Origin of the sequence: Kitasatospora sp. NPDC048298 (assembly GCF_043201465.1) — a bacterium.
Lineage (GTDB): Bacteria > Actinomycetota > Actinomycetes > Streptomycetales > Streptomycetaceae > Kitasatospora.
Genome location: NZ_JBICYZ010000060.1, coordinates 25,818 through 41,107, shown reverse-complemented (window position 1 = coordinate 41,107; position 15,290 = coordinate 25,818). Strand labels below are relative to the sequence as shown.

The 15,290-nt window shown below is 73.2% G+C and carries 13 protein-coding genes; 2 read left to right on the top strand and 11 right to left on the bottom strand.

Features of this window, described 5'->3' with window-relative positions:
* Positions 1–7: 7 nt before the first annotated feature.
* The 4 genes from ACGF0D_RS33135 to proB all read right to left on the bottom strand — a co-directional run bounded on the left by ACGF0D_RS33135 (position 8) and on the right by proB (position 3,958).
* Entirely contained in the window at positions 8–592 is a 585-nt protein-coding gene (locus ACGF0D_RS33135; protein WP_392869910.1) for a hypothetical protein, read from the bottom strand.
* Between the two features lie 89 nt (positions 593–681).
* Positions 682–2,004, bottom strand: a complete 1,323-nt coding sequence (locus ACGF0D_RS33130; protein WP_392869912.1) for a glutamate-5-semialdehyde dehydrogenase — start codon at positions 2,002–2,004, stop codon at positions 682–684.
* Positions 2,005–2,131: 127 nt separating this feature from the next.
* The gene (locus ACGF0D_RS33125) at positions 2,132–2,656 is read right to left on the bottom strand and encodes a hypothetical protein (protein WP_392869914.1); all 525 of its coding nucleotides are present in this window, start codon (positions 2,654–2,656) and stop codon (positions 2,132–2,134) included.
* Between the two features lie 165 nt (positions 2,657–2,821).
* A complete protein-coding gene (gene proB / locus ACGF0D_RS33120) occupies positions 2,822–3,958 on the bottom strand; it encodes a glutamate 5-kinase (protein ID WP_392869916.1) in 1,137 nt (378 codons plus the stop codon).
* Between the two features lie 301 nt (positions 3,959–4,259).
* On the opposite strand from proB, the gene ACGF0D_RS33115 reads away from it, so the two are divergent.
* Positions 4,260–5,039, top strand: coding sequence for a hypothetical protein (locus ACGF0D_RS33115; RefSeq protein WP_392922588.1), 780 nt, complete (start codon positions 4,260–4,262; stop codon positions 5,037–5,039).
* 84 nt (positions 5,040–5,123) lie between these two features.
* On the opposite strand, the gene obgE is transcribed toward ACGF0D_RS33115, so the two are convergent.
* The 5 genes from obgE to ACGF0D_RS33090 all read right to left on the bottom strand — a co-directional run bounded on the left by obgE (position 5,124) and on the right by ACGF0D_RS33090 (position 12,408).
* The gene (gene obgE, locus ACGF0D_RS33110; RefSeq protein ID WP_392869920.1) at positions 5,124–6,605 is read right to left on the bottom strand and encodes a GTPase ObgE; all 1,482 of its coding nucleotides are present in this window, start codon (positions 6,603–6,605) and stop codon (positions 5,124–5,126) included.
* A gap of 158 nt (positions 6,606–6,763) precedes the next feature.
* Complete coding sequence (gene rpmA, locus ACGF0D_RS33105) at positions 6,764–7,021, bottom strand: 50S ribosomal protein L27 (RefSeq protein ID WP_030058248.1); 258 nt, start codon at positions 7,019–7,021, stop codon at positions 6,764–6,766.
* 14 nt (positions 7,022–7,035) lie between these two features.
* Positions 7,036–7,353, bottom strand: coding sequence for a 50S ribosomal protein L21 (gene rplU, locus ACGF0D_RS33100; protein ID WP_376162381.1), 318 nt, complete (start codon positions 7,351–7,353; stop codon positions 7,036–7,038).
* 227 nt (positions 7,354–7,580) lie between these two features.
* Positions 7,581–11,210 (bottom strand): ribonuclease E/G, encoded by a 3,630-nt coding sequence (locus ACGF0D_RS33095; RefSeq protein WP_392922585.1) that lies wholly within the window; start codon positions 11,208–11,210, stop codon positions 7,581–7,583.
* A 397-nt stretch (positions 11,211–11,607) separates the two neighbouring features.
* On the bottom strand, positions 11,608–12,408 hold the full coding sequence (locus ACGF0D_RS33090) for a TIGR03936 family radical SAM-associated protein (RefSeq protein ID WP_392869925.1): 801 nt from the start codon (positions 12,406–12,408) through the stop codon (positions 11,608–11,610).
* Positions 12,409–12,773: 365 nt separating this feature from the next.
* Between ACGF0D_RS33090 and ACGF0D_RS33085 the strand changes: the two genes are divergently transcribed.
* Complete coding sequence (locus tag ACGF0D_RS33085) at positions 12,774–14,357, top strand: glycosyltransferase family 39 protein (RefSeq protein WP_392922583.1); 1,584 nt, start codon at positions 12,774–12,776, stop codon at positions 14,355–14,357.
* Between the two features lie 90 nt (positions 14,358–14,447).
* Here ACGF0D_RS33085 and ACGF0D_RS33080 read toward each other — a convergent pair whose 3' ends face one another.
* On the bottom strand, positions 14,448–14,570 hold the full coding sequence (locus ACGF0D_RS33080; protein WP_392922611.1) for a hypothetical protein: 123 nt from the start codon (positions 14,568–14,570) through the stop codon (positions 14,448–14,450).
* 144 nt (positions 14,571–14,714) lie between these two features.
* Entirely contained in the window at positions 14,715–15,281 is a 567-nt protein-coding gene (locus ACGF0D_RS33075) for a hypothetical protein (protein WP_392922581.1), read from the bottom strand.
* Between the last annotated feature and the right edge of the window lie 9 nt (positions 15,282–15,290).

Here is a 15,290-nt window from a genome sequence, read left to right as displayed (position 1 = left end):
GCCCGGGCTATCCGGTCGGCGCCGTGACCACCAACGGGGGTTCCGCCGGGGCCTGCCCCGGGCCGACCCCGGCGCTGCTGCTGCCGGACTCGGGGCGTCTGGGTGTGCCCGCGGAGCCGCCCACGCCCTGGTAGACCGCCGCGACCGCGACCGCCACCAGGCCCACGCCCATGATCACGGCGAGCACCCAGGCCACCGGCCGGTGCCAGCGCTGCTGGGCGACGTACCGCCCGCGGGCGCGCACCGGGTCGTAGCCGCGTCGCCACCGCCGCCGGACCCTGCGGTCGCCCGCCCGGTCCGGCCCCGACCACGGGTCGGGGTAGAGGTGGTCCGCGTCGAGCCCGCTCGGGTACGGGCGCAGCTCCAGCGGCAACCCGTCCCCTGCCGGGACGTCACGGCCCCAGCCCGGACCCGCGGTGTCCGGCTCGAACCGGGCCTCGGCGGCGGCGAGTTGCCGCTCCTTGGCGGTCGGCTCGTGCACGGCGGCGGACCGGACGAAGGCCTCATCGAGGACCACGGTGGCGAACTCGTCGTCCGCACCACCGTGGTCGGCGCCGTCGGGGTACGGGAAGCCCCCCACATCCTCAGCCACGGATTCAGCGTATTACCGGTCGGGCGATTTGTCTGTGGCTCCCGGCAGTTGGTCCGTCGCACGTGTGACGGACGCCCCTCACGCGCCGTTCAGCGGTCGTCCGCGGCGCCGCCGACGGTCTGCGTGCTCTCGCCGCGGACGTGCCCGTCACCAGTGACGATGTACTTGGTGCTGGTCAGCTCGGGCAGGCCCATCGGGCCGCGGGCGTGCAGCTTCTGGGTGGAGATGCCGATCTCGGCGCCGAAGCCGAATTCGCCGCCGTCGGTGAAGCGGGTGGAGGCGTTGACGGCCACCGTGGTGGAGTCCACCAGCCGGGTGAAGCGGCGGGCGGCGGCCTGCGAGGTGGTGACGATCGCCTCGGTGTGGCCGGAGGACCAGCGGCGGATGTGCGCGACGGCGGCGTCCAGCGAGGGCACCACGGCGGCGGCGAGGTCCAGCGAGAGGTACTCGGCGCCCCAGTCCTCGTCGGTGGCCGGCACCACGGTGGCCGGGCCGCCCTCGGCGGCCTTCCGCACCGCCTCGTCGCCGTGCACGGTCACCCCGGCCTCGGCGAGCGCCGCCAGCGCGAGCGGCAGGAAGGCCTCCGCGACGTCCTGGTGGACCAGCAGCGTCTCGGCCGCGTTGCAGACGCTGACCCGCTGCGCCTTGGAGTTCAGCAGGATGCCGACGGCCATCGCCAGGTCGGTCTCGGCGTCCACGTAGACGTGGCAGTTGCCGGTGCCGGTCTCGATCACCGGGACGGTCGAGCCCTCGACCACGGTGCGGATCAGCGAGGCGCCGCCGCGCGGGATCAGCACGTCCACGTAGCCGCGGGCGCGCATCAGCTCCTGCACCGAGTCCCGGCTCTCCCCCGGCACCAGCTGGACCGCGTCGGCGGGCAGCCCGGCCGCGACGACGGCGTCGCGCACCACGGCGACCAGCGCGGTGTTGGAGCGGTAGGCGGAGGCGGAGCCGCGCAGCAGCACCGCGTTGCCGGACTTGAGGCAGAGCGCGGCGGCATCCGCGGTGACGTTCGGGCGGGCCTCGTAGATGATGCCGACCACGCCGAGCGGCACCCGGACCTGCCGCACGTCCAGGCCGTTGGGCAGGGTGTAGCCGCGCACCACCTCGCCGACCGGGTCGGGCAGGCCGGCCACGTCGCGCACGTCGGAGGCGATCGCGGCGATCCGTTCGTCGGTCAGGGTCAGCCGGTCGACCACCGACTCGGCCGTGCCGGCCGCCCGGGCCCGCTCCACGTCCTCGGCGTTGGCCGCGACGATCTCGGCGCTGCGGGCCACCAGCGCGTCCGCGATCGCCAGCAGCGCGGCGTCCTTCGCGGCGCGCGGCAGCGGGGCGAGCGCGGCGGCGGCTTCCCGGGCTCGGCGCGCTACGGCGAGGACGGGACTGTCGGCGGTGGCGAGATCGCTGGTCATGCCGCCAAGGGTAGCGACTGCACCGGCCCCGCCCGGGCGGCATTTCGCCCGATGAGACGCCGCCCCGACGGCCCCCGCCCCGACGGCCCGCAGCCCGACGACCCCCGCCCCGACCGGGCGGCGCGGCTCAGTACGGGTGCACCCCGCCCAGGTGCGGCGGCGGATCACCGAAGCCCTCCGCCACCCGTTTGTGGTACGTCGCCCGGTCGACCACCTCCAGCCCGACGATCTCCCAGGGCGGCAGCTTCGCGGTGACCTTGTGTTCGCCCCACAGCCGCAGCGCGATGGCCGCCGCGTCGTGGAGGTCCCGGGCCTGCTCCCAGTAGCGGATCTCGGCGTGGTCGGCCGCGTAACGGGCGGTCAGGAAGAACGAGTGGTCGTGCGCCAGCTGCTCCAGCGAAGCGCGCAGCGAGGGCAGCGGGGTGACCTGCCCGGCCACGCTCAGCACCACGTGCCACAGCCGGGCCTGCTCGGGCACGGTCGGCGGCTGGGCCGCACGGTCGCGTTCGGGCCGCAGTCTGCGCACCCCGCCGGGCCTCTGCGACGGCGGACCGGCCGGCTCGGCGGGGCCGTCCCCGCGTCCGCCGTCGATGCTGGTCAGCCGCCGGCCCGCCGTCCCTGCGGTCAGCGCTGCCTCGCGCCTGCGTTCCACCGGCGGCCTCCTGTTCGGCGATGTCCTGTCGTCCCCACCGGCCCCGTCGGCCTCGGCCGACCGGGACGGCTACGCCCCTCCTCGCCCGTGGCCGGGCCGCTCCCGGTACGGAGCGGCCCGCCGTCCGCGCTGCGCCGATCGGCCGGTGCCGGCCCGCCGGGCCGGTCAGTCGCGCAGAACGACCAGGTCGTCGCGGTGGACGACCTCGCGCTCGTACGCGGCGCCGAACTCCTGGGCCAGGTCGCGGGTGGACCGGCCGAGCAGGCGGGGCAACTCCCTCGCATCAAAGTTGACCAGTCCGCGAGCCACGATGTGGCCGTTTTCGGCAAGAAGGTCCACCGGATCACCCGCGGCGAACTCCCCGTCGACCCTGGTGACCCCGGCCGGCAGCAGCGAGGCGCCGCCGGAGACGACGGCCCGGACGGCGCCCTCGTCCAGGTGCAGCGACCCGCGCGGGCTGCTCGCGTGGGCCAGCCAGAGCATCCGGTCGGAGGTGCGGCTGCCGGTGCGCAGGAAGAGGGTGCCGGTGGGCCGGCCGGCCAGCGCGTCGGCGGCCTGGCTGGCGGCGGTGAGCACCACCGGGATGCCCGCGCCGGTGGCGATCCGGGCCGCCTCGACCTTGGTGACCATGCCGCCGGTGCCGACCCCGGCCTTGCCGGCGCTGCCGATCTCGATGCCGTCGAGGTCCCGCGGGCCGCGCACCTCGGCGATCCGGCTGCTGCCGGGGCGGGACGGGTCGCCGTCGTACAGGCCGTCCACGTCGGAGAGCAGCACCAGCAGGTCGGCCCGGACCAGGTGGGCGACGAGCGCGGCGAGCCGGTCGTTGTCGCCGAACTTGATTTCGGCGGTGGCGACGGTGTCGTTCTCGTTGACGATCGGCATCGCGCCCATCGCCAGCAGCTGGTCCAGGGTGCGGTAGGCGTTGCGGTAGTGGGCGCGCCGGCTGGCGTCCTCGGCGGTGAGCAGCACCTGGCCGACCCGGATGCCGTACCGGGCGAAGGAGGCGGTGTAGCGGGCGACCAGCAGGCCCTGGCCGACGCTGGCGGCGGCCTGCTGGCGGGCCAGGTCCTTGGGCCGCCGGTCCAGGCCGAGCGGGGCGAGCCCGGCGGCGATGGCGCCGGAGGAGACGAGCACGACCTCCGGCGCCTCGGGGCGGCCGCGCAGCTTGGCGAGCGCGTCCACCAGGGCGTCGACGCGGTCGGCGTCCAGGCCGCCGGTCGCCGTGGTCAGGGAGGAGGAGCCGACCTTGACGACGATCCGCCGCGCGGTCAGCACCTCCTCCCGCAGAGAGTCCTCACTCATCTCGCTGTACGCCCTTCCGGTGTGGTGCGGCTGGGCCCGGGCCCGGCCGTCACCCCCGAAATCTACGCGATCGGCGCAGGTCACCCATGGGGTGTTTCACCGTCCGGACCCGGGCAGGTCACGGGCTCGCCACAGCCCGGCCGCCGATCCGGGGGCCTGGTATGGTCCCTGACCACAAGCCAGATCGGGGGACGGCTTCTTGCCCGCTGGACCCATGTCGTCATCGACCCTTCCTGTTCACGACGGGCGGCGCCGCACTGGGCAAAGGCCGGCAACGGTCGCGGCCGTGCGCCCAGGAGAAATGCGCACCATGCGTTCGTACACCACCAAGCTGACCGTCGCCGCGCTCGCGGCGGCCACCGCCCTGTCGCTCGCGGCCTGCGGACCGGACAACGCGGACACTCCGGCCGGTACCGGCGGCGCCACCGGCGCTGCCCCGGCCCAGAGCGGCGCGGCTCCGGGGGCCACCGCCGGAGGCGCGGCCGCGGGGGGCGCGGCCGGCGGTTCGACCGCGGCCCCGTCGGGTGCGGCGACCGGCGGCGCCGCGACGGGCGGCGCCGCGACGGCCGGCGGGGCCGGTACGGCCGGTACCGCGGCCGGCGGGGCCGGTGCCGGTGCGATCCCGGCGGCCGCGAGCAGCGTGAAGATCGGCCAGCCCGCCACCGTGGACTTCGCCGACAAGACCTCCAAGGTCGCCACCAAGCTGGAGATCACCGTCACCGGTGTCGAGGTCGGTTCGCTGCAGGACTTCACCGCCGCCAAGATCAACCTCGTCGGCCTGGAAGGCCGCACCCCGATGTACGTCAGCTACACCATCAAGAACCTCGGGGACGCCAGCCTCTCCTTCACCGCCCCGGACTCGAAGTTCGTGCTCTTCGACACCAACGGCAAGAAGGGCGTCAACGCCATGACCGCCGCGACCCCGCTGCCCAAGTGCACCAGTGCGAAGTTCCAGGGCGTGGCCAAGGGCACCGAGGTCAAGGGCTGCACCATCATCACCACCCTCGGGAACACCCCGGCCGTGGTCGGCTACACCGATCTGACGGACCTGCTGAAGCTCCAGGCCTCCTGGACCAAGTGACGCTCCGTCGCCGCTGAGCACGCGAAACGGCCCCCGCCACCTCGACAGGTGGCGGGGGCCGTTCGACTCGAAGAGCTACGAAGCTCAGTGGTCCTCGTCGTCGTCGCCCTCGATGGCGGCCTGGCGGCCGCTGGAGAGCGCCTCGAAGGCGAGGAACTCGGCCTCGGCCGCGTCCCGGCCCTTCTGCTTCTCGCGGCGGCGGTCGACCGCCGGGCGCTGGGTCTCCATTCGGTGGTCCTCACCGCGGCGGCCGAGCATCTCGGCACCGGCGGCCATGGTCGGCTCCCAGTCGAAGACGACGGCGTTCTCGTCCGGGCCGATGATGACGGTGTCGCCCTCGTGCGCCCCGACCTTCCAGAGCCGGTCCTCGACGCCGAGGCGGGCCAGCCGGTCGGCGAGGTAGCCGACGGCCTCGTCGTTGGAGAAGTCGGTCTGGCGGACCCAGCGCTCCGGCTTGACGCCGCGGATGCGGTAGGCGCCGTCCTCCTCGGTGATGGTGAAGCCCGCGTCGTCGACGGCCTTGGGCCGCAGCACGATCCGGGTGGACTCCTCGGCCGGCTTGGCGGCGCGCGCCTCGGCGACGATCCCGCCCAGCGCGAAGCTCAGCTCGCGCAGGCCCTTGCGGGAGGCGGCGGAGACCTCGAACACCCGGTAGCCGCGCTCCTCCAGGGAGGCGCGGGTCAGGTCGGCGATGTCCTGGCCGTCCGGGACGTCGACCTTGTTGAGCGCGACCAGACGCGGCCGGTCTTCCAGGCCGCCGTACTCGGCGAGCTCGGCCTCGATGGTCTCCAGGTCGCTCAGCGGGTCACGGCCGGGCTCCAGGGTGGCGCAGTCCAGCACGTGCACCAGCACCGAGCAGCGCTCCACGTGCCGCAGGAACTCCAGGCCCAGGCCGCGGCCCTGGCTGGCGCCCGGGATCAGGCCGGGCACGTCGGCGATGGTGTAGACGGTGTCGCCCGCGGTGACCACGCCGAGGTTGGGGATCAGGGTGGTGAACGGGTAGTCGGCGATCTTCGGCTTGGCGGCGGAGAGCACCGAGATCAGCGAGGACTTGCCGGCGCTCGGGTAGCCCACCAGGGCCACGTCGGCGACGGACTTGAGCTCCATGACGATGTCACGGGCCTCGCCGGGCTCGCCGAGCAGCGCGAAGCCGGGCGCCTTGCGGCGGGCCGAGGCCAGCGCGGCGTTGCCGAGGCCGCCGCGGCCGCCCTGGGCGGCGACGAAGCTGGTGCCGTGCCCGACCAGGTCGGCCAGCACGTTGCCCTTGCGGTCCAGCACCACGGTGCCGTCCGGCACCAGCAGGACGAGGTCCTCGCCGTCCGCACCGGTGCGGTGGCCGCCGGCGCCCGGCTTGCCGTTGGTGGCCTTGCGCTTGGGCGAGTGGTGGTACTCGAGCAGGGTGGTGACCTGCGAGTCCACGGTGAGGATGACGCTGCCGCCCTCACCGCCGTTGCCGCCGTCCGGCCCGCCGAGCGGCTTGAACTTCTCGCGGTGCACGGAGGCGCAGCCGTGGCCCCCGTTACCCGCGGCGACGTGAAGTTCGACGCGGTCCACGAAGGTGGTCATGGGTGTGCCTCCAGTGCGCGAGAGTCTGCTTGCTACCTGCGTAAAGCGTGAAGGGTGGACCGGAGAATTCCGGCCCACCCTTCACTGTGAGTCTTCTCAGACCCGGTGAGTCCGCCCGGACCCGGTGGGTCCGCTCAGACTCGGGAGTCCGCGGGGACTCAGGCCTCGACGGCCACGATGTTGACGACCTTGCGGCCGCGACGGTTGCCGAACTGCACCGCACCGGCGGTCAGCGCGAACAGCGTGTCGTCGCCACCGCGACCGACACCGGCACCCGGGTGGAAGTGGGTGCCGCGCTGGCGGACGAGGATCTCGCCGGCCGAGACGACCTGGCCACCGAAGCGCTTGACGCCGAGGCGCTGGGCGTTCGAGTCACGGCCGTTACGAGTAGAGCTTGCGCCCTTCTTGTGTGCCATTTTTCGCTATCCCCTTACTTGCTGACCGAGTCGATGCTGGTGATGCGCACCGCGGTGTGCCGCTGGCGGTGGCCCTGACGGCGGCGGTAGCCGGTCTTGTTCTTGTAACGCAGGATGACGATCTTGTCACCCTTGGTCTGGTCGACCACCTCGGCGTGAGCCTTCACGCCGGCCAGGACCCACGGGTCGGAGGTGACAGCGTCACCGTCGACGACGAGGATGGTCGAGAGCTCGACCGAGTCACCCGGCTTGGCCTCGATACGGTCGATCTCCAGCACGTCGCCAACGGCGACCTTGTGCTGGCGGCCGCCTGCGCGAACGATCGCGTACATGCGGTACCTGCTTTCCTTGCTCGGTCGGAACCCCCGACGCCAGCCACCTGGGTACGGACACAGGAGCCTCTCCCCGGCCCTCCGCGCGAACGCGGCGACCTCGGAAGGTGATGTGCTCGGGAGCATGGCGTAGACACGCCGATGGTCAAGAATACGGACCGGCCGCCCAGGGGGCAAACCGGCCCGTACGACCCGGGGCGGGATCGCTCCCGCCCCGGGCGTGGGCACTACTCGGCCGCCGTATCACCCTCGGCGGCCGCGGCCTTCTTGGCCGCCGCGCTCGTCCGCTTGGTCGCGGTCTTGCGGGCGGTGGTCTTCTTGGCCGCCGTGGTGGTCTTCTTGGCGGCGGTCTTCTTCGCGGCGGTCTTGCGGGCGGCCCGCTTCTTCGGCGCCGGCGCCTCCTCGGCCGGAGCCTCGGCAGCGGCCTCGGCGGCCTCCGGAGCCTCGGCGGCGACCGCGGCCTCCTCGACCACGACCGGCTCGCCCGGCGCCTCGACGGCGGCCTCGGCAGCGGCTTCCGCGACCGCCGGGGCGGCGGCCTCCAGGGCCGCCTCCAGCGCCGCCTCGGCCTTGGCCTGGAGCACCACGATCTCGGCGGAGTCCGGGGAACCCGCCGGAGCGGTCGCCTTGCGCACGGCGCGACGACGCGGACGGCCCGCCGGAGCGGCGGCCGGGGCCTCGGCCACGGGAGCCTCGACGACCGGGGCCGGCACGGCCTGCGCGGCCGCCTCGGCCGCGGCCTCGACGCCCGGGACCTCCAGGGCCAGCTGGCCCTCGATCTCCTCGCGCACCGGCTCGGCCGACTCGGCGACGGCCTCCACCGCCACCGGCTCGGCCACGACGGCCACCGCGGCCTCGACGGCCTGCGGCTCCTCGTGGCCCGCGCCGCCCTTGCCCCGGCGACGGCGCTTGCCGCCGCCGGCCTCGCCCGCCGCCACGGGGGCGTGGACGTGGGTACTCGGCTGCTCCATGTGGACGATCACGCCGCGGCCGTTGCAGTGCACGCACGGCTCGGAGAAGGACTCCAGCAGGCCCTGACCGACCCGCTTGCGGGTCATCTGGACCAGGCCCAGCGAGGTGACCTCGGCCACCTGGTGCTTGGTCCGGTCCCGGCCCAGGCACTCCAGCAGGCGGCGCAGCACCAGGTCGCGGTTGGACTCCAGCACCATGTCGATGAAGTCGATCACGATGATGCCACCGAGGTCGCGCAGCCGCAGCTGGCGCACGATCTCCTCGGCCGCCTCGATGTTGTTCCGGGTGACCGTCTCCTCCAGGTTGCCGCCCTGGCCGACGAACTTCCCGGTGTTGACGTCGATGACGACCATCGCCTCGGTGCGGTCGATCACCAGCGAACCGCCGCTGGGCAGCCAGACCTTGCGGTCCAGCGCCTTCATCAGCTGCTCGTCGATCCGGTAGGTGGCGAACACGTCCACCTCGGAGGTCCACCGCTGGAGCCGCTCGGCGAGGTCCGGGGCCACGTTGGAGACGTACTCGTGGATGGTCTTCCACGCCTCGTCGCCGGAGACGATGACCTTGCTGAAGTCCTCGTTGAAGATGTCGCGCACGACCCGGACGGTCATGTCCGGCTCGCCGTACAGCAGCGCCGGGGCGTTGCCGGTCGCGGCCTTCTTCTGGATGTCCTCCCACTGCTGCTGGAGGCGCTGGACGTCGCGGGTCAGCTCCTCCTCGGAGGCGCCCTCGGCCGCGGTGCGCACGATGACGCCCGCGTCGTCCGGGACGATCTTCTTGAGGATCTGCTTCAGGCGGGCGCGCTCGTTCTCGGGGAGCTTGCGCGAGATGCCGGTCATCGAGCCCTCGGGCACGTACACCAGGTAGCGGCCGGGCAGCGAGATCTGGCTGGTCAGGCGGGCGCCCTTGTGGCCGATCGGGTCCTTGGAGACCTGCACCAGCACGGACTGGCCGGACTTCAGCACCGACTCGATCCGGCGCGGGCCGCCGTGGCCGCCCAGCGCGCCGAAGTTGACCTCGCCGGCGTACAGCACCGCGTTGCGGCCCTTGCCGATGTCGACGAAGGCGGCCTCCATCGACGGCAGCACGTTCTGGACCTTGCCCAGGTAGACGTTGCCGACGTACGAGGTGGCCTGCTCCTTGTTGACGTAGTGCTCGACCAGCACGCCGTCCTCGAGGACGCCGATCTGGGTCCGCTGGCCGCTCTGGCGCACCACCATGACGCGCTCGACCGACTCACGGCGGGCCAGGAACTCGGCCTCGGTGATGATCGGCACCCGGCGGCGGCCCAGCTCGCGGCCCTCGCGGCGGCGCTGCTTCTTGGCCTCCAGACGGGTCGAGCCCTTGATGGACTGCACCTCGTCCGGGTCGAAGGACGGCTCGGTGGAGCGGCGGCGCGGCTCGCGCACCTTCACCACCGTGCGGACGCCGTCCTCGGTGGTCTCGGCGGTCTCGACGGCGCCGGCCTCACCGCTGCGGCGGCGACGGCGACGGCGACGGCGGGACGAGGACAGGCCGTTGGCCAGGTCGTCGTCCTCCTCGCCCTCCTCCTCGGCGACGGCCTCGGCCGGCTCCTCGGCGGCGGGCTGCTCGGTCTCGACGGCCTCGGCGGCCTCGAAGTCCTCGGCCTCGCCGCGGCGACGGCGGCGACCGCCCCGGCGGCGACGGCGCGACGGACGGCCGTCCTCCCACTCGTCCTCGGTCTCCGGACCGGCGGCGGGGGCCTCCACGGCGGGCGCCTCGACGACCGGGGCCTCGACGACGGGCGCCGCGACCGGCGCCTTGGCCTGAGCCTTCGCCGGGGCCTTCGCCGGGGCCTGGGCGGCCGGCTTGCGGCGGGTCGGCTCGACCCGGGTACGGACCCGGCGGCGACGGCCGACGCCGCTGTACTCGAACTCGTCCTCCTCCTCGCGCCCGGCCACGGCCGGGGCCTCGGCCGGAGCCTGGGCGGCGGCGGGAGCCGGGGCGACGGCGGGCTGCTCCGGCGCGGACGGCGCGACGAAGGTCGCCGGCTCCTGGAACACCGGGGCCTGGAAGACCGCGGTGGCCGGGCGGACGGCGCGGCGGCGCACCCGGTGGTGCGGCTCGGCCTCGGCGGCCGGGGCGGCAGCGGCGGGCTGGGCGGCAGGGGCCTCGGTGGCGGCCTCGACGGCCTCCTCCTCGGGCTCCTCGGCCTGCGGCTCCTCGGCGGCGGGCTCCTCCACCGGGGCCTCGACGACCGGCGCGGCCTCGACCACGCGACGGCGGCGCGTGCGGCGGGCCGGAGCGGCGGGGGCCTCCTCGGCCGCCGGCTCGGCGGCCGGAGCCTCCACGGCGGGGGTCTCGACGACCGGCGCCTCGACGGCGGGGGCCTCGGCCTCGGCAGCGGGGGCACCGGCGGGCGCCTCGGCGCGCTTGCGGGTGCGGCGGGCCCGGGCGGGCTTCTCGGCCGTCTCGGCCTTCTCCGCCGTCTCGGCCTTCTCGGCCTTGTCGCTCTTGGCGGCCTTCTCGGTCTTCGTGGCCTTGGCGGCCTTCGGCGCCTTCGCGGTGGCCTCGGCCACAGGGGCCTCGACGGCCTCCGGCGCGGTCACCACGATCGCGGTGGCCTCCGGCGCACCGGCCGGGGCCTCGGCGCGCTTGCGGGTCCGGCGGGCCCGGACCGGCTTCTCGGCGACCGGCTCGGCGGCCGCCTCAGCGGCCGGAGCCGCAGCGGTGACGGCCGCAGGCGCGTCGGCCGGCAGGACCGTCTCGGCCGCCTCGGTGGCCGCACCCTGCGGGGCGCCCGCCGGGCGGGACACCGCCCGGCGACGACGGCGCGGCGGCGCGGCGGACGCGCCCTCGCCACCGGTCGCGGCGGTTTCGTTCTGTTCCGTGGCCGCAGTCTGCTGCGGATCGGTGTTATCGAGCATGCGGGTGGATCTCCCGTCAGGCCCCCGGGCTCCGCATCCGGGCACGGCACGGCACCGCTGGGCGGTCGGCATCGCGACGATGCCGGGACCGGACCCTTTGACGGTGCCGCCGCGCGGACGCGAGGCCGCACAGGGGCTCGTAGTCTCGCTCGGCGCCCCGCGCTCGGCGGGGTGTCGAAAGTCTTCTGGTCTGACCAGTCTTCTGAGGTTTTCCCAAGCTGCGCCTTCCCCCAACCCCGGGTGGCTCCCGGACGGGGTCCCGGACCGGCCGACCTTCGTGGTCGGCAGGCCCCGGGGTGGCAGGCCTGTGCTGCGACGACGCTCGCTCCCCTGGGGAGCCGCGGGAACCCTGGAGGACCGTCGGGCCCAGTGAGGCACTGGGCCCGGCCTCCCCCCGCTAGGCGGACGCGGTAGCGTGCGGCCCTGCGGCCGGCTCCGAGCCGACCGGGGCCGTGGCGCGGTCGAGCGCCAGCGGGTCGGTCACCGTGCCGGTCTCCTCGTCGAGCGGCCCCTGCGCCAGCCTGGTCACCTCTGCGGGGACCGGCGGCGCCAGGTCGGCCGTCGCACGGAGACCGGACAATACGTCGTCGGGTCGTACGGCGGGTGTGGCGTGTCGTACTACCAGGCGCAGTATCGCACAGGGACGGCCGGTCCGAACATCGCGGCCGGTTTCGGCCCCGGCATCCGTACCGACCTCGACCTGCGCCGGAACGGCTTCCAGCGCCGCCACCGCACCCCGCGCGTCGAAGACCCGCAGGCCGTTCTTGGTGCGGCGCTCCACCTCGACCCGCTCGGCGGCGAGGAAACGCGCGACCGCCTCGGCGGCCACGTCGGGCTCGACGCCGTCCAGCCGGACCAGCCACTCGGAGGCCTCCAGGCGCTCCACGAAGTTCGGCGTCCGCACCTCGACCGCGTCGATCACGTCCAGGCCGGTCGGCAGCGACTCGTCCAGCTGCGCCCGCAGCTGCTCGGGGTCGCGGACCGCGGCCAGGCCGATCTCCAGGTACTCCGCCTCGCTCGCCACCCCGGTCGGGGCCGCGTTGGCGTAGGAGACCTTCGGGTGCGGGGTGAAGCCGGCCGAGTAGGCCATCGGAACGGCGGACCGGCGCAGGGCGCGCTCGAAGGCGCGCTGGAAGTCGCGGTGGCTGGTGAAACGGAGCCGGCCGCGCTTGGTGTAGCGGAGGCGAATCCGCTGCACCGTCGGCGCGGGCGGCGGACCGTCGGGCGTACGGCGTGCCAGGGTTGCTCAGTCCTTCGTCACTCTGTCCCGGTCCGGGTCACTGCACCGGACATCTGTCACCAGTAAGGGTACGCGCCCCGCCCGCCCCCCTTCCCCGCCGGTCCTGGCCCCTTCGCCCCGCCCGCGCCCGAAAGGGCAGCCGGCCGGCGGGCCCGCGCGACCGCAGGGCTCGGCAGCATCCCACCCAACGACAGCAGTGCTACCAATATCATCCGTTTATCTATCGGCCATGCACGGCGATCCACCAGCACGGAAGGGAATCACCCCGACATGGAATGCGCAATGCCCACTCTCATTCCTCTTGCGACTGTGCGAATAACGCCGTGACCAAACGTCCCGTGACCCTCCAGAAGAGCACCATCGCGATCACCGCGATCACGGTGATCGCGGCAATCCTCAGATTGTGGCGTTTTCCGGACCTGCCCGGCGGCCTCAATCAGGATGAGGCCAGCGCCGGATACGAGACGTTCTCGCTCCTGACCCACGGTACGGACCGCTGGGGCAATCCCTGGCCGGTCTACTTTCCCAGCTGGGGCTCCGGACAGAACGTGCTGCTCTCCTACCTGAGTGTGCCGGTCGTCGGCCTGTTCGGCCTGAGCGTCCTCTCCGTACGGCTCGTTCCGGTCCTCCTGGGCATCGGCGCCGTCCCGCTGCTGTACGTCGCCCTGCGGCGTTTCGCGGACCTCCCCGCGGCCCTGGTCGGGGCGGGACTCCTCGCCGTCACCCCATGGCACGTCACCGCGTCACGGTGGGCACTGGAGTCGAACATCCTGCCGTTCTTCCTGCTCGCCGGAGTGACCACCCTGGGTTACGCGTACACCTCGTCGCGCCCCCGGACACTGATCCCCTTCTCCCTGGTGCTCCTGGCGCTCGCGCTGTACGCCTACGGGGTGGCGATCTTCGTGGTGCCGGTGATCGTGGGGCTCTACCTGTGCACCCGGTACCGCACGGTGCTGAAGCACCCGGTCCCGGTCGGGCTGAGCATGCTGGGATTCCTGGTCGTCGGCGGGCCGCTGCTGCTGTTCATCCTGGTCAACAACGTCCTGCACCGCTCGCCGGATTTCATATCCAGCCTGCCGTTCAGCGTGCCGAAATTCCCGTCGTCACGGCTCGACCAGATCACCAACGGCCAGGACCTGGCCGAACTCAACACCCATTTCGTGACCAGCGGTTTCAACGACGGCTACCTGTGGACCGTCCCCAACGGCTTCCTGGCACTGGGCGTGATCGGAATTCCGCTGGCCGCGCTCGGCGTCCACTTCGCGGCCCGCACCCGCTCCCCCGAAACGAACCTGTTCACGTTCTGGCTGGTGGGCGCGGTCATCCTGCTGTTCGTGGTGCCGGCCAACGGCAACCGGGCCAACGCCCTGTTCATCCCGCTCATCGCCCTCACCGCGATCGGCGTCAGCGGGCTGTACCGCTCGATGACCGACCGCAAGACCGGACGGGCCGTCGTCGCCGTCATCATGGCCACCGCCGTCGGCTACGCCACGCTGTTCTTCCACGACTACACGACCCGCCACCCGAAGCAGATCGCCCGGGCCTTCGGGGAGGGATTCGACGACGCGCTGAAGTCGGCCGACGGGGCGCGGAACCCGAACGAACCGGTGTACGTCTCGGAGCGCCTTCCGCTCAACTACATGGAAACCCTGTTCTTCCTGAAAGCGGATCCGCAGGACTTCCAGGCGAACAGCGACGTCAAAACCGTCGACGGGGTGTTCCAGGTGCGGAACTACCGGCACTACTACTTCTTCGGCAACGAGCCGTCGCTGGATTCCGCTCCCAGCTACCTGGCGGTACTTCGTGGCGACGAACAGCGCAGGTGCGCCCGGGCCGAGACGCTGACCCGGCAGGAACAGTGGACCGTCGTCCGCTGCGTGCCCGCCCCGCCGGCCCTCCAGCCGTAGCCCGCGACCGGCACCACCCCGCCCGCACGAGCCAGTGGAGCCCTCCCCGGAGGATTCGGGGAGGGCTCCACCCGTCGCTCGGGCAGCCGCCTACTTCTGCTGGCCGGCGCCGACGACGACCGTCAGCGGCAGCATCTTCTTGCCGGTCGGGCCGATCTGGATCTGGGTGTCCATCTGCGGCCGAACCATGTCCGAGCCGTCCGCAGCAGGCAAGGCTCTCCAGCGCTGGAGAGCGCTACCCGAAGTAGCCACGTTTACAAGTCGCTTAGCCCTGATGCAGCGCTGAGTGGCCGAGTCGTCATGAAGGTCACGTGATCCGCCGGACAGAACCTGACCGGAGCTCCGCCTCCTGCCGGGTCAGCGCGACCAGTACGGGTCCTCGGTCAGCGTCACCTCTTCGGTGGTCGATCCGTCAGGGGCCCCGCTCGGCCGGGCGAAGGGCGAGTTGCGGACGTACTGGCCCAGGTCGACCCGGACGGTCGCCCGTCCGTCGGCCGAGACGTCCAGCTCAAGCTCGCTGCCGTCTCCGGTCGTGGCCTTGACGGTCGACGCCGAACCTGCGGGACGCGTCGTCGAATAGCCGAGCTGCTTCCAGCGGGCCTCGACCCGGTTCGACAACTCGGCGGCTCTGGCCGGCGAGATCCGGGTCACGATCTGGCCGGTCTCGCTGATGTGGTACTTGTCCACCTCGTCGTTGAGCCCGGTGTCGTACTGCTTGGAGTGGATCAGCCCGTAGGCCACCCGGACCGGCGGTTCGATGCCCGCCATGGTGCTCTCCAGCATCCGGTCGAGTCTCGGCACCGCTTCGCGCATCGGCGTCTCTGCGGGCTGCCGCACGTCCCACCAGCCGTACGCGAGCCAGGCGACGAAGCCCGCCACCACCAGCACGCCGACCCCCAGCACCCGCAGGCACCCACGGCGCACACCGCCCTC